The 20728-nt window shown below is 34.2% G+C and carries 17 protein-coding genes and 1 pseudogene; 12 read left to right on the forward strand and 6 right to left on the reverse strand.

Annotated elements, in window-relative coordinates; translation table 11 throughout:
* The first annotated feature begins 18 nt into the window (after positions 1–18).
* Positions 19–2277, forward strand: coding sequence for a TonB-dependent receptor (locus BKH40_RS01730; protein WP_095276298.1), 2259 nt, complete (start codon positions 19–21; stop codon positions 2275–2277).
* A gap of 148 nt (positions 2278–2425) precedes the next feature.
* Here the strand turns inward: BKH40_RS01730 and rlmN are convergent, their stop codons facing one another.
* The 5 genes from rlmN to BKH40_RS01755 are packed head-to-tail and all read right to left on the reverse strand — an operon-like array spanning position 2426 to position 6359.
* Complete coding sequence (gene rlmN / locus BKH40_RS01735) at positions 2426–3484, reverse strand: 23S rRNA (adenine(2503)-C(2))-methyltransferase RlmN (protein ID WP_095276300.1); 1059 nt, start codon at positions 3482–3484, stop codon at positions 2426–2428.
* 1 nt (position 3485) lies between these two features.
* On the reverse strand, positions 3486–4085 hold the full coding sequence (locus BKH40_RS01740; protein ID WP_095276301.1) for a purine-nucleoside phosphorylase: 600 nt from the start codon (positions 4083–4085) through the stop codon (positions 3486–3488).
* Positions 4082–4837 carry an imidazole glycerol phosphate synthase subunit HisF gene (gene hisF, locus BKH40_RS01745; protein WP_095276303.1) on the reverse strand — a complete coding sequence of 252 codons (756 nt, stop codon included), beginning with the start codon at positions 4835–4837 and terminating at the stop codon, positions 4082–4084. The genes BKH40_RS01740 and hisF overlap by 4 nt, the downstream gene beginning before the upstream one ends.
* 12 nt (positions 4838–4849) lie before the next feature.
* On the reverse strand, positions 4850–5842 hold the full coding sequence (locus tag BKH40_RS01750; RefSeq protein WP_180675060.1) for an ABC transporter substrate-binding protein: 993 nt from the start codon (positions 5840–5842) through the stop codon (positions 4850–4852).
* Positions 5820–6359, reverse strand: a complete 540-nt coding sequence (locus BKH40_RS01755; protein WP_180675062.1) for a GNAT family N-acetyltransferase — start codon at positions 6357–6359, stop codon at positions 5820–5822. Before BKH40_RS01755 ends, BKH40_RS01750 begins: the two co-directional genes overlap by 23 nt.
* 140 nt (positions 6360–6499) lie before the next feature.
* Between BKH40_RS01755 and BKH40_RS01760 the strand changes: the two genes are divergently transcribed.
* Entirely contained in the window at positions 6500–7372 is an 873-nt protein-coding gene (locus tag BKH40_RS01760) for an LPP20 family lipoprotein (protein ID WP_095276308.1), read from the forward strand.
* A gap of 127 nt (positions 7373–7499) precedes the next feature.
* On the opposite strand, the gene ruvC is transcribed toward BKH40_RS01760, so the two are convergent.
* Positions 7500–7970 (reverse strand): crossover junction endodeoxyribonuclease RuvC, encoded by a 471-nt coding sequence (gene ruvC, locus BKH40_RS01765; protein ID WP_095276310.1) that lies wholly within the window; start codon positions 7968–7970, stop codon positions 7500–7502.
* Between the two features lie 470 nt (positions 7971–8440).
* Between ruvC and dnaA the strand changes: the two genes are divergently transcribed.
* The 10 genes and pseudogenes from dnaA to BKH40_RS01815 all read left to right on the forward strand — a co-directional run bounded on the left by dnaA (position 8441) and on the right by BKH40_RS01815 (position 20728).
* Complete coding sequence (dnaA, locus tag BKH40_RS01770) at positions 8441–9742, forward strand: chromosomal replication initiator protein DnaA (RefSeq protein ID WP_095276312.1); 1302 nt, start codon at positions 8441–8443, stop codon at positions 9740–9742.
* 208 nt (positions 9743–9950) lie between these two features.
* Positions 9951–11090, forward strand: a complete 1140-nt coding sequence (gene dnaN, locus BKH40_RS01775) for a DNA polymerase III subunit beta (RefSeq protein WP_095276313.1) — start codon at positions 9951–9953, stop codon at positions 11088–11090.
* Positions 11091–11108: 18 nt separating this feature from the next.
* Positions 11109–13415 carry a DNA topoisomerase (ATP-hydrolyzing) subunit B gene (gene gyrB / locus BKH40_RS01780; protein ID WP_095276316.1) on the forward strand — a complete coding sequence of 769 codons (2307 nt, stop codon included), beginning with the start codon at positions 11109–11111 and terminating at the stop codon, positions 13413–13415.
* Positions 13416–13427: 12 nt separating this feature from the next.
* Positions 13428–13673: an HP0268 family nuclease gene (locus tag BKH40_RS01785; RefSeq protein ID WP_095276319.1), complete on the forward strand. Its 246-nt coding sequence runs from the start codon at positions 13428–13430 to the stop codon at positions 13671–13673.
* Between the two features lie 11 nt (positions 13674–13684).
* Positions 13685–15019, forward strand: a complete 1335-nt coding sequence (miaB, locus tag BKH40_RS01790; RefSeq protein ID WP_095276322.1) for a tRNA (N6-isopentenyl adenosine(37)-C2)-methylthiotransferase MiaB — start codon at positions 13685–13687, stop codon at positions 15017–15019.
* On the forward strand, positions 15013–15621 hold the full coding sequence (locus BKH40_RS01795) for a lysophospholipid acyltransferase family protein (RefSeq protein ID WP_095276324.1): 609 nt from the start codon (positions 15013–15015) through the stop codon (positions 15619–15621). The genes miaB and BKH40_RS01795 overlap by 7 nt, the downstream gene beginning before the upstream one ends.
* A gap of 35 nt (positions 15622–15656) precedes the next feature.
* Positions 15657–16466 (forward strand): annotated as a pseudogene (flgD, locus tag BKH40_RS08925) (flagellar hook assembly protein FlgD); the annotation flags it as partial.
* 769 nt (positions 16467–17235) lie between these two features.
* Positions 17236–19041, forward strand: a complete 1806-nt coding sequence (locus BKH40_RS01805) for a flagellar hook-basal body complex protein (protein WP_095276330.1) — start codon at positions 17236–17238, stop codon at positions 19039–19041.
* Positions 19042–19310: 269 nt separating this feature from the next.
* Positions 19311–20078 (forward strand): TatD family hydrolase, encoded by a 768-nt coding sequence (locus tag BKH40_RS01810; protein ID WP_095276332.1) that lies wholly within the window; start codon positions 19311–19313, stop codon positions 20076–20078.
* Positions 20075–20728, forward strand: a complete 654-nt coding sequence (locus tag BKH40_RS01815) for a hypothetical protein (protein WP_095276337.1) — start codon at positions 20075–20077, stop codon at positions 20726–20728. Before BKH40_RS01810 ends, BKH40_RS01815 begins: the two co-directional genes overlap by 4 nt.

The following is a 20728-nucleotide window of genomic DNA, read 5'->3' on the forward strand; positions in this document are numbered from 1 at the left end:
TAGATAATAGGAAAAAGTATGAAATCGACATCAAGGCATACTAAGACTGTAAAACATGCAGTCTTGTTTTTAGGTATCAGCATGGCTTTAAGTCACACCTTACTAGCAGAAGAAGCAAGCAAGGACACGACTAAACCAGAAAGCTTTAAGCACAAGATGCACACATTAAAAGCTATAGATACTGTAGGAGTTAGGGTTCACACAGGCACTTTTGAAAACACTTTAACTATAGGAGATAAGTTCTTAGGCAACACCCAAGCTAGTAATATAAGGGATATAACCCAAGCAGATTCTAGTCTTGAAGTAGGTGGAGGAAGCCAGATAGCTTCTAAACTTTATATAAGAGGCTTAGAAGAGCAGATGCTTAATGTAAGTGTAGATGGCATCACCCAAGGGGGTAATGCCTTCCATCACCAAGGAAGTATCAACCTAAACCCTGCCATCATAAAAAGTATAACCATACAAAAAGGCTATGCTAGTCCAGAAAGTGGGCCAGGTGCACTAGTAGGCTCTATGAAGGTAGAGACAAAAAATGCCTTTGATATGCTAAGGGGAAGTAAGAAAAAATATGGTGCTATCTTAGATCTAGGTGCCTTTAGTAACTTTGGGCTTGATGGTAGTGCTGCAGTTTATGGAATCTTAGGCAAAGATGCAAATAGCTTTTTAGGTAAAACTGGCGTTATGGTCTACTACTCTAAGCAGTATATGCCTTACTACAGAGCAGGAAGCACTATCTATGGGCGTAGTGACTTTGTAAAGCCAAGTGATAGAAACGAAAAAGTCCAGTCAAGTAAAAACAACTCTGATAACGTAGTTGCCAAAATCACAACTGAGTTAAATGAAGCAAACTCCTTAGAGTTTACTTATAACTTCATGACTAGTAACACCATAACGCCTTTTGCGGCTAATGTCTTTATACCAACTGAAAACCCTCTTTATAATAACGACCTTTTTAACAACCAAGGAAGCTTTAAGTATGAGTACAATACTGAGAAGTTTAAAGCCAACTGGAACACTTACTACTCTCAAAAAAAGCTTTTTTTATACCCGCTAGCAGGGGATGATAGCGATCCTTCGACTGTAGTTTCATCTTCAAGCCCAGAAGCTATGGAAGAAGCAAAAGATCATGATGATGAAGTAAGACCACTAAACATAGCAGTACAAACTGCAGGAAGTGACTTAGTTTTCACCAACACTTTTGGGAAAAATGACTCCTTATTTAAATACGGGCTTAACTATCAGCTTATCTATCAAAGCTTAAGAAATGACTTTAGGACAGACCCTCATGGTCACACTGTAGAAGAAGCTGCAGGCTTTACAAACAGGGGGCGTGAGTATGCAAACATCATAGGAGGCTTTGTAAGTCTAGACTACCACTTACTAGATTCTTTATCTTTCCAAGCAGGCAGTAGATATGACTTTTATAACTACGTAGATAAGTTTAACCAAGTGCATAATACTAATAACATAAGCCCAAGCGTAGCCCTAGTCTACACTCCTATAGACCCTTTAGACATCAAGCTTAGCTATGCTTTTTCTATGAGAGGGGCTAAGCCAACAGATGCTTCTCTGCTTTATAGCGTAGATGCCAACATCGATAAGAATCTAAAAAGTGAGCAAGCCCAAAACACAGAATTAGACATAAACTATCAAAGTGATCACTTTAATCTTAGAGGTTCACTCTACTATCAAACCATACACAACTTTATAAATAGCTACTTTAATACTGACCCAGAAGATGAACACGCCTTCTTGAAAACTAATATGCCAGGCTACGTAGAAATCCTAGGCTATGAGGTAGCAGGAAAAGTCATGTATGGTGGCTTTAGTGCAAGTCTTGGAGCAAGCCAACAGTTTCCTTTTTATAAAGGAGTTTATGGGATAACAGATAGCTTTGAGTTAGGTGCCTTTACAGGAGCTACTTTAACTTTAAATCTAAACTATGATATCAAAGACTGGGGCTTAAGCTTTGGCTGGTTAAGCCGTGTGGTGCTTACAACTGGAGAATTTAGTGCTTATAACCTTTACTTTAATACAACTGAAAACTATCAAAAGTTTGGCTATGACACACATAACCTCTATATAAACTACACCCCTCCTAAACATGATAATCTAACGCTTAGACTAGCCTTTACTAACATTATCAATAGGCTTTATATTAACCCAGCCTCTCCTAGAAAAGAAGTCTTTGCTAATCCAAAAGATAGCGATGAAGCAAGCTACCCAATCTATGAGCCCGGGTTTAATGCGAAATTTAGCATAAGCTATAAGATATAGTAGCTTTACTGACACTAGGAGTAATGAACGCTTAATAGTAATCTTTATATTATCTTGACGCTAGGCTGCTTTAGCAGTCATAGCAGTTAGGTGTTTAAAAAACTGTTCTGGCTTTATGGAATCTAAGATTTCATATTCTAGTGCTTTTCTAATCCTGCTTTGCTAGATACTTCTCGCGTAACTGCCCGCAAGCTGCATCTATATCTTGACCACGCGACTTTCTAACCGTAGCAAGCAAGCCCTTGCTATATAAAAAATCTGAAAATTTTGTAATCCTTTCCATACTTGGAGCTTCATAGGGACTGCCCTCGTGAGGATTAAAAGGGATGAGGTTAACTTTAGCCTTGAAAGGATTTAGTAGCTTTACAAGTTTTGCTGCACTTTTTAAGTCGTCATTTACATCTTTGATGATTAAGTATTCAAACAAGATTCTACTTCTTTTATCAAGCTTAAAGCTTTTTATAGAATCTAATACGGTTTTGATATTATAGACCTTATTAAGCGGCATGAGTTGTGACCTAAGCTCATCATCTACAGCGTGAAGTGAGAGGGCAAGACGCACGCCAAGATCTAGCTCACTTAGCTCTTTTATCTTAGAAGCCACTCCAGAAGTTGAGATGGTTATACGCTTAGGACTTATACTTAAACCAAACTTTGAAGAGATGATATTTATAGCACGCACTACTTCTTTTAAATTATCAAGCGGCTCACCCATGCCCATGAAAACGATATTTACACTTTTAAAGGCTTCTATTTCATTATCCCTTTTTAGAGCGACAACTTGCTCTACTATCTCGCTAGCTTTAAGATTCCTTATAAAGCCGCCTTTAGCAGTAAAACAAAAACTGCAGTTCATCTTACAGCCCACTTGAGAAGAAACACAAAAGGTGTACTTTTCGCTTTCTATGATGATGCCTTCGGCATTTTTTTTCTTCTCTTTCATCTTAAGAAATACAGATTCAAAGCTTAAATTATCTTGTGTTTTAAAAAGATACTTTTTAGTGCCATCTATACTTTTTTTTATCTCAACTGGGCTGATACAAGAGATACAAAACTTTTCACTTAGCTCTAATTTTAGCTCTTTATTAATGTTCATACACTCAAAGTCTAAGGCGTACTTTTGATAAAGCCAACTATAAATCTGCGTTGCCCTAAAGCCATACTTTGCTTTTAAATCTTCATAAGTTTCATTATAGATAGAATCCATACTAATGCTGCTTCCTTTTATCTAGTATCTCTTTTTGCACAAAAGATTCTAAAAGCTTTTTTATACTTGCGTGATTTGTTCTAAACTCACTAAAAGCGTCTTTGCCTACATAGTTAGTTATACCAAAGATTCCAAAAGCTGGGAGGTTAAAGCTTTGTGCCACGCTTAAAACACTAAAAAACTCCATGTTTTCTAAGGCTATGTTTGCATTTATAAAGGCTGTATTTAAAGAATCTATGTTTGTTATATAGTTGCTTGAATTAACTTGAAGTTTTGGTAAGTTTAAAGGCTCTAAGCTTTTAAGCTCTAAGTTTTCTAGTGCTACGTGGCAAGCTAAAGGGGTATAGCACTCACCTTTTATAAAGCAAGATTCTATATTAAAAGCACTAGTTGATAAGCAGATATCGCCAATTTTTAAATTTTTATCATAGCTCCCTGCACTGCCTACAAAGACTATAGAATCTAAGCTTGGATTCATCAAACAGTATCTTGTTAGATTAATAGCACTTTGAACTAGGCCTATACCTATAGGATGTGCAAAGCTAAAAGTTTCACTTACATCTTTATGGCTACTATTAACCCCAGCACAAAAAAAGCTCACAGTCTTACCTCTATGCCATTACTCTTAAGGTAGTTTTTAAGCTCACTTATATCTATCTCATGGTAGTGAAAAACGCTTGCTGCTAAGGCAGCATCAACATCACATTTTAAAAAGACTTCTAAAAAGTGCTCTTTTACTCCAGCCCCACCACTAGCAATTAAAGGCACTTTTAGCACACTGCTTGCAAGATCAAGGGCTTTTAGATCAAAGCCAGACTTTGTGCCATCTTTATCCATAGAAGTTAAAAGCACCTCTCCAGCCCCTAAGTCTTGAACCTCTTTTAACCACTCTTTCATCTCACGCCCTGTATCAGTCCTACCACCATGACTAAAAACGCAAAACTTACTCCCATCCCACCTTACATCTACTGCTACAACCGTGCAAGAGCTTCCAAAGACTTTAGCACTTTCTTTTACAAGGCTAGGATTTTCTAAGGCTTTAGAGTTAAGGCTTATCTTATCGCAGCCAGTATTTAAAAGCACAGATATATCTTCAATCAAAGATATACCCCCTCCTATGGTCAAAGGTATAAAGACATTACTTGCGACTTCTTCTATAGTGCTTAAAGTGGCACTTCGCTTTTCATGGCTTGCGTTTATATCTAAAAACACTAGCTCATCTGCCCCCATCTCGTTATAGCGTTTTGAGACTTCTAGAGGGCTACCAGCATCTTTTAGCCCTACAAAGTTTACTCCTTTTACCACCCTTCCTTCTTTTATATCAAGGCAAGGGATGATGCGTTTTGTAAGCATGGGGTTAGTCCTTTAGTTAAAGATATAGTGGATTTTAGATCTATCAATGTTAGGGAAAAGTTTATCATAGTAGCTTCTTTCAAGGGCTTTTAAGTCTACATCTTTAAAAGCACTAGGATAAGTCTTGCTTGCTACAAAAAGAGAGATTAATGCCATCCTTGGCCCCCCTAGATCAATGCCCGGCATCCTAAAAACATGCCTTTCTTTGATAGCTTTCATATCTCTAAGCCTTTTATCTTTATATAAGTCACTTGGACTTAAAGCACTTATCCACCATATAAATATGTAGTCAGGATCTAGTTTTATAAGCCTTTCTAACTCTATATAGCCGCGATTTGAAGCGACATAAGGCAGGGCTATATTATTAACTTTTGCGTACTTTAATATAGAGCTATCTAGCCCTCCTCTTCCACTAACTATATTAACCTCACGAAAGATATAAGCAACGCGAGGCTTTTTTAAGCCTTTAGTTTTAGAATCTATTAGATGATAGATTGCATTACTTTCATCTAAAAAGTCCTTTGTTTTTTGCTCCTCATGAAAGATGCTTCCAAAGTTTTTAATATCACTCATAACATCTTCTACGCTAGACCAGTTTGTAAGATAGGTATTAATATGAAGCTTGTCATAGAGATAATCTAGCTTAGGTGCACCTCCATATAAGACAAGAAAGTTCATATCAAGCTTTATTAATAACTCAGCATTTAGTGCTTCAGAGTGGGAGTCACTAAACCTTACTAGCTTTTGGTTTTTAAGGCTAGCTTTTACTAAATCACTAGAAAAGCCATAGCTTCCAAGACCTTTAACCTTGTCCCAGTTGTCAAAAAGAGCTGGGATTTCTGCATAAACTCCTATAAAGCCCATATTTTTTGGTGGGGCTTTAGCAAAGGCCTTAATCACTTTTTCATTATGCAAAGTTAAAGAATCTGCTTTTAAAAAAGGAGAACATAAAAGCAAAAAGAAGCTAGATAGAAAAAAGATTCTAACCCTCATAGACATAAACATAATCATCCATAAAGTAGCCCCCACCTATATCTTTTTTAACTGAGTAAATGTTTTTAAACCCAAACTTTTCATAAAAACTTATAGCAGAGACATTATTTTTATTAACATAAAGCCAAAGTATCTGAAAGTTTTCTTCTAAACTTTTTAAAAGCTTATAAGCTATCTTCTCTCCTCTATGCTCTTTTTTAATATAAAGCTTATCTATAAAAACTGACTTTTTACAGCTACTTTTAACCTCATCTACAAAGTCACACTTTGCAACCTTTAAGCCAAGATATCCAAGACTAACATGCTGCTTTTGTATGATATAAAAAACATAGCCTTCAGCTAAGGCTTTTAATAAACTTTCTTTGCTATAAAAGTTTTCTAACATGTAGTCAATCTGGGCATTGCTTAATATGCCTTTATAACACTCATGCCAGATCTTACTAGCTAGACCTTCTAGCTCTAAGACAAAAATATTTTCATTTGCAAAGTCTTTTATGCTTAAAAGTTTTAAATCTTTAACTTGCAACATGCACATCCTTAATCTTAAGATTCTTATACTAAAACACGCTTGATGTTTTTACTTAAGTTAGCACATAAACGCTCTTTGGCACTAGCAAAGATTGTAGCATGTTATATACTAGCAAAGCACAAAAAATCTAAGCCAAGGAGATGGCGAATATGAAAAGTGTCTTTTTAGTCATCATAGCTTTAGTGTTTATAGCTTGCAGTAATACTTTTAATAGTCTTAATCCCCCAAAAGACCCAGCCTTTCTTTATGGCATGGCAACTGGGGCAAACTATGAAGATGCTAAAAAAAGTGCTATAAAAGACCTAGTAAGCAGCATAGATGTAAGCCTTAAGTCAAGTCAAAACTTCCTAGCTAACACAGAAAATGGCATAACTTCTAGCAAACAAACTCAAAACATAGTCCTAAGCACAGAGGCGAGGAATCTAAAAAATATAGAAGTAGATACTATCAAGTACATAAAGCTTAATGGAGAAAGAGTAGTTTTTATAAGAGTACACCTTAGTCGCCTTAGCCTAGAAAAACAGCTAAGTGACAAAGTAGTAAGCTACTCTACTAAGGCACTTGCTTTAAACACTGCTTGTGGAGTTAGACTAAAAGATAGAGATAAGTTTAAAGAGCTAGCTAAAAAGGCTTTAAGTGCCAACCTCACCTTACAAAGCCTTGGACTACACTATGAAAATCTAAGTAAGATTGATAACTTATATAGTCTTATACTACAAAAGCCAGAGTTTAGTTTTAAGACTAAGGGTATAGATTCTAACTCTAGTGTAGCACTAGCCTTGCAAGCTGAGCTTTCAAACTTTGTAAGCTTTACTCCTAATACTAAGACCAATAAAAGCATAGAAGTTATAACAACAAATAATTACATAGATATAAACTTTTACTGTGAGATAGATAATAAAAAAGACCTTATGGAAGGTATAAGACTTGATTTAAGTAAGCCTATAGATAAGCTAGATGACTTTGATATAGTAAGGTTAAGGGCTAGACTTTATAAGGATTTGTTAGATTAAATATTTTTAGATTCTATATTCAAACCAAACATCCTTAAAAACTCTTTTCTTTTTTAAGGCTTAGGCTTAGCCATCAAGCTTTGCTTTTTATTGTTTTGATAAGAGGGGTTAATAAATCTAAAACTTTTTAAAACCTTCTAGCATTAAAGTGAGTAAGGGCTACAGCTAAGGCATCAGTTACATCAAGGAACTTAGAGCTAAAGTTGCAATTAAGTATACGCTTAACCATAAATGCCACTTGCTCCTTGCTAGCCTTGCCATTACCAGTTAAAGCTTTTTTAACCTGCAAAGCAGTGTACTCTGAAAAGTTACCTACATCTTGGAGGATTTTTAAACTTATAGCACCTCGAAACTGAGCTAGTTTTATAACAGTCTTTGGGTTATAGGCAAAAAATATATCTTCTATAGCCACCTCATCTATGGGGTTACTTTTTAAGATTAGGTCAATTCCTTCTATAAACTCGCTTATTTGATGCTGTAAAATCCTAGTTTCTATCTTTATGATACCTGCATCTATGAGACTAGGCTTTTTATCTTCTACTTTTATAACCCCATAGCCACAGTTTCTACTGCCGGGGTCTATGCCTAGTATAGTCACGTATCTCCTTTTAAAGCCTTGATGTGTGAAAATCTACTATTTTAAAATTTTAATTTATCAAAACACTTTCTTAATATACCACTTTAAATATTTCTAGTTTTTTAACTAAAAATAGATGAAATATACTTTAGTAAAAAATAGATTCTATAAACTTATAGAATCTAAAACTATCTACCACATCACCTTATACATGATAAATATTAAAACCTAATATCAAAATTTAATACTCTTAAACCCCCAAATATTAGGCACTAAACAAGCTAGGCTTACTTATAGTAGTAAGATAAGTTTTTGCTAGTTACTCACTGTTTTATCACATATTTTTTACTAGTTAGTCACATATTTTTTACTAATTATTCACATATTAGTCACATAAAAATATCAGTTAGTCACATATTTTATTTGATATTTAGAACAAACTTTATACTATATAAAAACGATATCACAAGTTTACATTAAGGCAAGAAGCAATGAATGGGGATGAAATACTAAAAAAACTAAAAAGTGAGATTCCAAAACAAGAGTATGAGCAGTATCTAAGCACTCTAAAGTATGATAAAAACAACTCTGGAGCATCTATTATAATATTTGACACACCAAATATCTTCATAGCAAACTGGATAAGGCAAAACTACTTAGAAAAGATGCTTAACATTGTAGAAATGACTACTAATGTAAAAGCTGAGATTACCATACAAGTAAAAGCTAATAAAACCTTTACTAAATCTAAACCCTTTGGAACAAAAGCTAATAATAATGACTTAAGTGATCTTTTAACCTTTGATAACTTTGTAGTAGGAAAGAGCAATAATGCTGCCTATAATGTATGTAAAGATATAGCCATGGTTAGCAACTATGACTGGAAGACTGTCTTAATCTATGGCAACACTGGTCTTGGAAAAACCCATCTTCTTAATGCTATAGGAAAGTATGTCACTGAAAATAAACCAGAATCTAAAGTTATATTTATAACTGCAGAGATGTTTTTAAACGACTACATGAAAAGACTAAGCACAAAAACTATGGATCTTTTTCATGAAAGATATAGAAATTGCGACTACTTACTAATTGATGATATAGCTTTTTTTAAAGCTAAAGAAAAGATTCAAGATGAATTTTTTCATACTTTTGAACAACTTCAAAAAGATAAAAAAAAGATAGTTATGACTAGTGATGTCTCTCCTGCTGAGATGATAGGACTTAAAGATAGACTTAAATCACGCATCGAAGGCTCTCTTATAACTCAAATACTCCCCCCTGAGATAAGTGTAAAAATAGATATCATAAGGCAAAAATGTGAGCTTAATAGAATAAATATTGATGAATATATCATTGACTATATAGCAAATAATATGGGTTCAAATATAAGAAAGATAGAAGGGATAATCTCAGAGATAAAAACTATGAGCTTAATATCTGAACAAAAAATAGACATAAACATGGTAAAAAGATCCCTAGATAATAAAAACACAAACAATAAAGACAAAATAACAACAGCTAATATTATAAAAGCTGTCTGTCAGAATCTAAACATAAAGCCTATGGATCTAAAATCTAAAAAGAGACTAAAAAATATAGCCTTTGCAAGAAAGGTCTGTGTCTACATACTAAGAAGCCTAGTTAATGAAAGTATGCCAAGTATCGCCAAAGAGCTAAATATGAAAGATCATAGCTCAGTTAGCAAACAAATGAAAACCATAGCCAAAGAGATAGAAGAAAATGAACAAACAAAAATGATAATAAATGAAATAATAAGCCAGATAAAAAGCTAAAAGCTAAATTCAAACAATTACATACGTGAGTAATGTGTGAGTAAAAAGTGATTAAAACAATAGGGTTTGGCACAGGTTAAAACTAAAAGATATTTCACTTTAAAACACATAAAATAGATGTTTTAAACAAAAAAAAGTTAGAATATTAGAAATAATTCACACACATACTATTACTAATATATATTTATATATCTATATAGGAGAAAAAATGGAAGTTTCAAAAGCGAGTATAAAACTAGATAAGAATCTATTTGAAAACACTCTAGCAAACTCACAAAATGCATTAAACAAAAAAGTTATTGAGATAACTTCTAATATATTCTTAAGAATAGAAAATGCAAAGTTAGTAGTAGAAGCTTATAATCAAGTAATCTACATAAGAAGCTTCATAGATATAAAAGACTTTAAAAGTAATAGTAATGAAGAATTCATCTGTGCGATAAATGGTGAGCTTTTATTTAACACTATTAGATCTTTTTCTAATGAGGATATAAGTATAGATCTTTTTGGTGAGTATGTAGTTATAAAGCAAGGTAGAAGCAAGATAAAACTGCCAATTTACGCACATCAAAGCAAAGCTTTTAAATACCACTACGAAGATATGGAAAAACTAAATGTAGAAAACACCCTTTTAGTAAAGTCTATACAAAAAGTCCTACATGCTTGTAACTCCTCTTCAACTTCAGTACACCCTGCTATGCAAGGAATCTTTTTAGATTTCAATGACAACAAACTAGATATAGTTGCAACAGATTCCAAAAGGCTAGCAATAGTTGAAAATGAGATAAAAAGTGATAAAGAGCCCTTTAATATCATAATCTCAAAAAATAGTATAAATGAAGTTATAAAAGTTTTTAATAATGACTTTACTTTATATCTACACTCAGCTATAAATGAAGAAAATAATATAAAAATTAACGACATGGTAGGTGTTGTAGGTAATAACATAGAGCTTTATATAAAGCTAATTAATGCAAACTTTCCAGAATATAAAAAAGCACTTCCTAAGACTGAGTTAACCCAAGTAAAAGTAAAAAAAGAAGAACTAATTCAAGGGCTAAAAAAAGTACTAGTTTTAACTGATAAAGTAATAGTTACTTTTAAACCTGAAGAAATAATCTTAAAATCACTTAGCGGAGTAAATGGCTCTTCAGCTAATATAGCTATAGATACTAAAACTGATATTAAAGAAGACTTTTCAATCGGCATGAATGTATCTCATATATTTGACTGTATATCGCAGATAGATAATGAGTTTATAAACTTCTACTTTGAAAGTGAAAATAAACCATTTTTGATAAAAGATCAAAACTTTTTAGAACTCTTCATCAACTTAGCTATTAACTAATCATAAGGACATCACACAATGAATGACTATCAAGCTAGCAATATTAAAGTCTTAAAAGGACTAGAAGCGGTCAGAAAACGTCCGGGTATGTATATAGGTGATACTAATATTAATGGGCTTCACCATATGGTTTATGAAGTAGTTGATAACTCAATAGATGAGGCTATGGCTGGCTTTTGCTCTAAGATAAAGATAACTCTTACAAAAGAAGGCAGTGCTATAGTTGAAGATAACGGTCGTGGGATTCCAGTAGATATGCACCCAACTGAAAACTTACCGGCTGCAACTGTAGTTTTAACAGTGCTCCATGCTGGTGGTAAGTTTGATAAAGATACTTATAAGGTTTCTGGAGGCTTACACGGTGTTGGTGTTTCAGTAGTTAATGCCCTTTCTAAAAAGCTAATAATGACAATTTACAAAGAAGGTAAAACTTATAGACAAGAGTTTGCTAAAGGTATACCAACAAGTGCCCTAGAAGTTATAGGTACTACTAAAAAGACTGGAACTACTATAGAGTTTTTCCCTGATGATGAGATCATGGAAGTAGTGAGATTTGATCCAGTTGTTTTAATAAAACGCTTTAAAGAGATGGCTTATTTAAACCGTAGAATCGAAATTGAGTTTATCGATGAAGAAACTGGACTACGTGAAAACTATAAGTTTGAAGGTGGTTTAAAACAGTTTGTTGAAGATATAAACAAACGTCCACTTATCTCAGAAATCATAACTTTTGAAGCTAATGAAAACGATACTGAGATAGAAGTAGCCCTAGCTTATAATGAAGGCTATGATGAAAAGCTACTAAGCTTTGTTAATAATATAAGAACTATAGAAGGTGGGACGCATGAAGCAGGCTTTAGGGCTGGACTAAGCCGTGCTATCTTAAACTATATAGAATCTAATGCCAGCTCTAAAGAAAAAGATGTAAAAGTAACTGGCGATGATGTTAGAGAAGGACTAGTTTGTATCATATCAACTAAGATTATGGAGCCTCAGTTTGAAGGGCAAACTAAAGGTAAGCTAGGAAGCTCTTTTATAAAGCCAATCATTCAAAAACTAACTTATGAAAAACTAAATAAGTTTTTTGAAGAAAATCCTATACAAGCAAAGCTGATATTTCAAAAAGCAGTAGTTGCAGCACGTGGTAGGGAGGCTGCTAAAAAAGCACGTGATTTAACTCGTAAAAAAGATTCCTTATCTGTTGCTACATTGCCCGGTAAACTAGCTGACTGTCAAAGTAAAGATGCAAGTATCTGTGAGATATATCTTGTAGAAGGTGATAGTGCAGGAGGCTCAGCTAAGCAAGGAAGAGATAGGGTCTATCAAGCCATACTCCCTTTAAGAGGAAAGATACTAAATGTCGAAAAATCTCGCCTTGATTCCATACTAAAATCAGAAGAGATAAAAAATATGATAACTGCTTTTGGCTGTGGGATAGGTGAAGAGTTTAATATCGAAAAGCTTAGATATCATAAAATCATCATTATGACAGATGCTGATGTAGATGGCTCTCACATACAAACTTTATTAATGACATTTTTTTATAGATATTTTAAGCCTTTGGTTGAACAAGGTCATATCTATATAGCCCAACCTCCACTTTATAGATATAAAAAAGGTAAGAAAGAAATCTATCTTAGAGACGATAAAAACTTAAGTGAGTTTTTAATAGAAAATGGGATAGAAAACTATGAGTTTAAAGGTGTTGGAAGTAAAGACTTAATAGATATATTAAAACTAATTGCTTATTACAGACTTAATCTAAATGACCTAGAAAAACGTTTCTTTACTAAAGAGGTTTTAAGATTCTTAGTTGAAAATGACTTAAATTTAGAAGATGCTAACTTAGAATCTAAACTTATAGAGTTTTTAAAGTCAAAAGATTTTAATATCTTAAATACTCATAAAGATGAGCACAGCGTGATACTCTTTGTACAAACTCGCCTTGGACTAAGTGAGATAAAGCTTAATAGAGAGCTTTTTTATGATAAAACTTTTATAGAATCTAAAAACATCTTTCAAAAGTTAAAAGCTAGAGATCTTCACTTTTTAGATTCTAAAGATATGATAGAGACTTTAGAAGAGATAGAAGATAGTGCTAAAAAAGGTGCTTACATACAGCGTTATAAAGGTCTAGGTGAGATGAACCCAGAGCAGCTTTGGGAGACTACTATGATCCCAACTAATAGAACGCTTTTACAAGTAAAAATAGAAGATGATGAAGTTACAGATGAGATATTTAATATCTTCATGGGTGATGAGATAGAGCCTAGGAGACGTTATATCCAAGAGCATGCAAGACATGTTAAAAATTTAGATGTATAAAAGGAAAGATTTATGGACTTAAAACTAGCTAGAACGGACTTAAAACAAGACTGTAAGATTCAATCACTTGCTGATATCTTAAAAGTGGCAAATGAACACAAAAGAGGTAAGATTTTTTATCTTGACAAAGATAACAGCGACAAAGATCTTAAAAAAGCTATATCTACTTTAACTTCAAAGGGTAAGACTTGCTTTTTACGTGAGATAAAGTATGGTCTTGATGAAAAAGACTATATATATGAGCTTCACCTTTTATAAGGGCTAGCTTTATGCAACACTTAAAGGACTTTAGTCCTTCAAAAAAGCTTTATATAGAAACGCTTGGCTGTGCTATGAATGTTAGAGATAGTGAACATCTAATAGCTGAGCTTAGAGAAAAAGAAAACTACACTTTAACAGATGACGCTTCTCAAGCTGATTTAATCTTAATAAATACTTGCTCAGTTAGAGAAAAACCAGAAAAAAAACTCTTTAGTGAGATAGGCGTTTTTCATAAGATGAAAAAAAAAGACGCTAAGATTGGAATCTGTGGCTGCACAGCTTCAGCCTTAGGAGAAGAGATACTAAAACGATCTAAAAATGTAGACTTTGTCTTAGGTGCTAGAAATATATCTAAGATTAGCACTATCATCCATAAGCCAAAAGCTGTTGAAGTAGACTTAAACTATGATGATAGCCTTTATATGTTTTCTCAAAATATAAACTCAAGCTACAAAGCCCTTTTAAATATAAGCATAGGTTGTGATAAACACTGTGCTTACTGCATAGTTCCTCATACTAGGGGTAAAGAGATATCTATCCCTATGGATTTACTACTTAAAGAAGCAGAAAAATTAGCCAGTAAGGGTGTAAAAGAGCTGCTTTTACTAGGGCAAAATGTTAATAATTATGGTGCGAGATTTAGTATAGAGCACCCAAAAGTAGACTTTACTAAGCTTTTAAGTGAGCTAGCTAAGATAGAAGGACTAAAGCGGATACGCTTTACTAGTCCTCATCCTTTGCATATGGATGATGAGTTTTTAGAAGAGTTTGCTAAAAATCCTAAAGTGTGCAAAAGTATCCATATCCCCTTGCAGTCTGGCTCAACTAAGATCTTAAAGTCTATGAAAAGAGGCTATAGCCAAGAGTGGTATTTAAACCGTATAGACTATCTTAAAAAGCTACTGCCTGATGTTGGTATCAGCACAGATATCATAGTTGGCTTTGTGGGTGAAAGTGAAGAAGACTTTTTAGAATCTATGAAGGTTTTAGAGTATGTTAGATTTGATACTCTTTATAGCTTTATCTACTCACCTCGCCCTTTTACTCCAGCTAGCACTTGGGAAGAAGGTAAAGTTAGCAAAGAAGTGGCAAAAGAAAGACTTCAAAGACTTCAAGACCTACATAAAAAGATACTAACTGAGAACTCACAGCTTGAACTAGGCAAGATTCATAAAATCTTAATAGAAAATAACAAGCAAAGTGAAGTAGAAACCTTTAGTGAAGGCAGAAGTGATACAAACCGCTTAGTTAAAATAGAAGGTAAGTTTATAAACTTAGGCGAGTTTGTGAACGTAAAAGTCACTCATGCTAAAAATGCTACTCTTTATGGAACCCCTTGCTAAAACGACTTAAAAAAAAGATTCTAAGAGCGATAGCCCCTCCACTAGTTTATATACTTATGTGGCTTATATATATTAGTTCTAAAAAAAGATACCACTTAGATCCTTTAGAATCTAACTTCATAGCCATCTGCTGGCATGGTAACTTTTTGATGATGCCTTTTTTATATGACAAGGTTAAAAAGATTCAAGACCTTTACTTTATCACTAGCCCTCATGGTGATGGGGACTTGATAGAAAAAACATTAAGCCTTTTTAAGCTTAGATCTATAAGAGGAAGCACTAATCAAGATGGCTTAAAAGCTATGATTCAATCTCTTAAAGTACTAAAAGATGGCAAGGACTTATTTATAACTCCTGATGGACCAAAGGGACCTTATCACGATGTAAAAGAAGGGGCTATAGTTTTATCTTTAAAGTCAAAAGTGCCCATCTATCTTTGCGTGGTTAAGTCTTCTAAGACTTGGGAGTTAAGGACTTGGGATAGATTTAGCATACCTAAGCCTTTTTGTACTATAGATTATTATTTTAAAGGACCTATAACCTTACCTAGTGATATAGAAGAAGCAAAAATCTATATAAGAGAGCAGATGGAACAAATATAGCTTGTAGTCTTTACTACTAAAGTCAAGGACATCACATGGCTATAGATTTAAACAAGGTCACAGGCTTTGAAGCAGCACAGGCTGAGAAGAAAAAAGAGCACTCTACCAAGCTAACTAATGACATGGATACTGATGCTTTTATGAAGCTTTTCTTAGAGCAGCTTAAAAACCAAGACCCTACTGCGCCCATGGAGACTGATAAGATCATCTCTCAAACTGCCCAGTTAACTCAAGTAGAGATGCAAGAAGAAAACAAAAAGGCTATGAAAGAAGTAGCCTCTGCTATGAAAAGCACTCAAGAGACTAATGCAAGCCTTAGAGACTTCCAAGGGCAGATGAAAAAAAGCCTAGAAGAGCTTGATAAAGGCATGAAAGAAAGTGCTAAAAGCATGGCACAAGCTGCACAAAGCAACTCTATGAATACAGTTTCTATGATAGGAAAGATAGCTGAAACTGACGTTATGGGTATAGATTTTAAAGGAGATAAGGTTAACTTCTCTCTTTACTTTGATGATAAGATAGATGCAAGTAAGGGTAAAGCAAGTATAGAGATACTAGATAAAAATAACGACATAGTAAAAACTATATCCCTAGATTCTAAAAACAACCAAAAAGGCTATCTAGACTTTAGTTGGGATGGTGTTGATAACAACGGCAAGCAAGTCCCTAAAGGAAACTACAAGATAGTAGCAAAGTATAACCTTGATGAACACACTAATAAGTATAATGAAACTCGCTTCGGACGTGGTGAGATACAAAGTATCATCTTTGATAAGGGAGTGCCTTTAATGAGACTAGGTGAGCTAGTCTTGCCACTAAAAAGTGCTATGGAGTTTTATCCACCTCATGCTATTAATCAAAATAAGTCTTTAGAAGCCTTAAAGCAAGAAGTTAAAAGCTTAGATGAAGCCCTAGCTGCTAAGCCAGTAGATGTTATAGATTCTAAGCTAGCAGCTAAAGATACTTTAAAAGAAGTGCCTTTGTCAAAGGCTAATCTTGCGGATAATATCTCACATAAAACTAGCCCTGTGATGCCAGATAAGAGTGCATCTAGCACTAAGCCATTAGATGCTATAGCACCTCATACTACTCATTCTCTTAGAGATCTAGCCCAAGAAGAAGGCATAAGGAAGATAGAAGAGCTAAATAAAAAGCAAGCACAAGAGGCTAAAAAACACTCTGCTAATAGCCCTAAGGTAGCAGATACAACTAGTTCAGATTCTAATACTAGCAGTGATAAAGACCCACTAAGTAGTATTAAAAATCCTCTTAACATAAGCCCACTAAGCTCTAGCCTTCAAAGCCAAGTAAAGGTTTAAATAGTAAGTATTAGTAACTAGATATTTAAAAATTTTTTAGTTTTATAGAACTTAGCTTTTTAAACCAAAGGCGCTATCATCTATTAAACTACAAGCCTAAAGTCTTGTTTTGATTTAAAAAAATATATAAGCAATAAATAATAAAAAAAGAAAATATTGGAATATAGAATCTAAAACTATAAAAAATTAGATTCCATAAAATCTAGAAATATCTAATTACCACAAATCCAAAACTCCAAAAGGCACGGCTTTTGCTTTTCTATAAACGTAAGTAAGACAGGGAGTTTTCAAAGATATGAATGACACTTTATTAAACGCAGTCTCTGGGATAAAAACCCATCAGTTCGGCTTAGATAGTATCTCTAATAATATAGCTAACGTTAATACAAATGGCTATAAGGCTAATACTCCTGAGTTTAAAACTCTCTTTTCTAGGAATCTAGATTCCATGAACTCTAGTACTGTGACTAATAATGACTTTAGCTATGGCGTCACAGGCGGAAGTAATAATATAGATACTAAGCTAGGCGACTTAAGAAAGGTTGATAATCCAACTAGTGTAGCTTTTACTGGTAAGGGCTGGCTAGTAGTTGGAAAAGATAAAAATGGTAGTTTTGAGATAGATAAAAAAGGCTATAAAGAAAGCTCTCCAGATCAAAACTTTTTTACTAGAAATGGCGACTTTAGCCTAGACAGTGATGGCTACTTGGTAAATCCTCAAGGCTATTATCTTTATGGGGTTAATTTAGGAAAGATTCAAAATGACACTTTTAAAGCCAGCCAAGACCCAGAAGGTGACCTGAAAAAGCTAGCAACTGGGGTTATGAAGCCTATAGCTATTCCACCTGATATAAGTTACGCGCCAGTTGAAACTACTAAAGTTGACCTAAGTGTTAATCTAAATAGGACTAAAAACTTTAAAAGCATAGTAAACGCTTATACTGAAGGCAAGGTATTTAATGAAGCAAGGTTTTTTAACCAAGACTTAAACGCTATAGCTAATACTGAAAAAGATATGCTTAATCCAAGTGCTTATAGTGATGGAACTATAACTATCACAGATAAAAATGGCGTTAGTAAGGAGTTTAAGTATAGCTATGGAGATGGCACTTCTTCGGAAAATAAGTTTCACACCATAGGTCAGCTTCAGTATCTTATACAAAGAGATACAGGGCTTGACTTAGACTTAAGCCGTGATGCTAAAGGGGCTATCTACCCAAAAAGTACTTTAGTTTTAAAAAACTCTGATGATGATACTTTGAAAATCAAAGTAAGTGGCAGGCTTTTTGAAAGGCTAGGCTTAAATGGTAGTAATGATAATTTTGCTAAGGGTGAGAGCGTTTTGGGGATTAACTTAAATGTCCCAACTTATAGCACCACTACGGAAGTTTTTGATGCTAGTGGGAAGAAGTATGCTTTAAGGACAGATTATCTTTTAGTTAATAGTGGCGATGATACAGGACCTCAAAAGACACCAGAAACTTGGAATACTAGAAGTGCTATATATGAGTTTGGAGGCGATCATATGATGGTCTCTAAAGGCTATACAGAAGGTGTTATAAGCTTTGATAAAGATGGAAAAGTTATAGCTAAAGACTTAGATATACCTTTTTTAGACAACAAAGATATAGTTTATAGCTTAAAAGATAGCACTAATAAAAGCTATGCAGATTCTAGGATTAATAAGACTAAGCAAGATGGAAAAGATAGAGGCGAGTTAAGGGATGTTAGGATTAATGATGAAGGGATAATCAGCCTTAGTTTTAGCAATGGTCAAAATGAAGCTATAGGAAGAGTTGGTCTTGCTATGTTTGCAAATGACCAAGGATTAAAAAAAGTAGGTGGGAATCTTTTCGCCCTTGACCCAAGGACTATTAATGGGCAGCAAGGTCTTGCTAGTGGGGATCCTAAGCTAGTTTGGGATGAAGATTCTAACCTGAAAAATGGCAAGATTATGCAAGGCTATGTTGAGACAAGTAATGTTGATTTAAGCACTGCTTTAACTGATTTAATCCTTATGCAAAGAGGCTACTCTATGAATGCTAAGGCTTTTACTACTGGAGATGATTTAACAAAAGAAGCCATAAATCTAAAAAGATAGAATTTAAAAGATTGTTGTTTGTAAAAGCGCTATAAAGAAGATGTTGGAATATAGAATTAAAAATATCTAATTGCCATGCTAATCTAAATACCTTCTTGCACATGATTGTGTAATATGGACTAATATATTTAAGCTTTATAGTGTAAGAATGAAAAGAAAATATTAAAAAATATAAAATCCTTTTAAAAAAGGATTTTATGACCACTAGCTTAGGTATCTTTATTATAAAATTAGCCTTTTTACTAACCAAATACTAAAGAGATATAGCCATGATAGATACTCATATACACCTAGACTTTAAAGACTTTGAGCCAGACTTAGAAGCTGTTTTAGAAAATGCAAGACTTACAGGCGTAAGGGCTTTTATCATCCCGGGTGCTGATATAAAAACTCTGCCTCGTGCTATAGAGATAGCACAAAATAATAAAGGGGTTTACTTCGCAGTAGGAATCCATCCAAACGATATAAAAGACTTTGATGAAGATGCTTTAGAGAAGTTTATAACTCATGAAAAGTGCGTAGCAGTTGGTGAGTGCGGGCTTGACTACTTTTATACTAAGGAGTATAAAGAGGAGCAAGAAAAGTACTTTAGATACCAGCTAGAGCTTGCCTTAGAGCATAACTTGCCAGTCATCTTACACGTAAGGGATGCTAAAACTGACTTTGAAGCTAGCACAGATATGGCTAGGATTTTAAGAGATTACCCCACTATAAAAGGCGTCTTTCACTGCTTTAATGCGAACCCTTTGCTTTTAGACTTCCAAGAAAACTTTTACTATGGCATAGGAGGAGTAAGTACTTTTAAAAACGCACTAAACCTCCAAGAAGTAATCGCTAATTTAGATTCAAATAAGATCTTACTTGAAACTGACGCACCTTTTTTAGCCCCAACTCCTTATAGAGGTCAAAGAAATGAAAGCAAGTACCTTGATCTAATAGCCCTAAAAGTAGCAAGTCTTAAAAAGCTAGAAGTTAAAGAAGTGGTTGCTACAAGCACGCAAAATGCACTAAATCTCTTCCATAAAGTAGCGATATGATCTCACTTAAAGCTTCACTAGCTAGTGCTTTTTTAAGCCTTAGTTTACTAAGTCTTAGCGGGCTTAGTGCCTTTGGGATAGAAGCGCCTCCTTCTGGTCTTTTTTACAAAGCAGGTCTTAGTTCAAATATAAATAACATCAAAACTAGAAACTTAGACATAACAGCACAAACTAGCACTTATACAGGCTATAGCGGCAGCTTTGGGCTAGATGCGGGTGTTGGCTATATGGCTTTTATGAATAGATTTATAGGATTTAGAGCATCTTTTGGCTTTGATGCAAACTATCTTAGAGGTGTTTTAAATAAGCAGCCTTATTCAGGTTTTTTTATGCTATTAGATGCAGGGGTTGAAGGCTTAGTTACTTTTTTGCCCTTACAAAGCTTTCAGATGTATGGCATAGGAGGTTTTAGCTTTGGACTTATAAGCTCTAGGACTGAAGCAAGTGGCGCCCTTCCTTTTGCAATCCTTGGTCTTGGGGCTAATATAAAAGGCTATAGGGTAGAGTTAACTACTAAGATAGGTCTAGCTACTTTGCAAGACCAAAGAAGCATACCTAATGAAAATGGTGGTGAGCTTAATCAAACCTACTTGATGAATAGCTACTTTATAAATCTAAACTTTGTTAGATACTTTAATATAGGGTTTTAA

The sequence above is a fragment of the Helicobacter sp. 11S02629-2 genome (genome assembly GCF_002272875.1).
Taxonomy (GTDB): domain Bacteria; phylum Campylobacterota; class Campylobacteria; order Campylobacterales; family Helicobacteraceae; genus Helicobacter_I.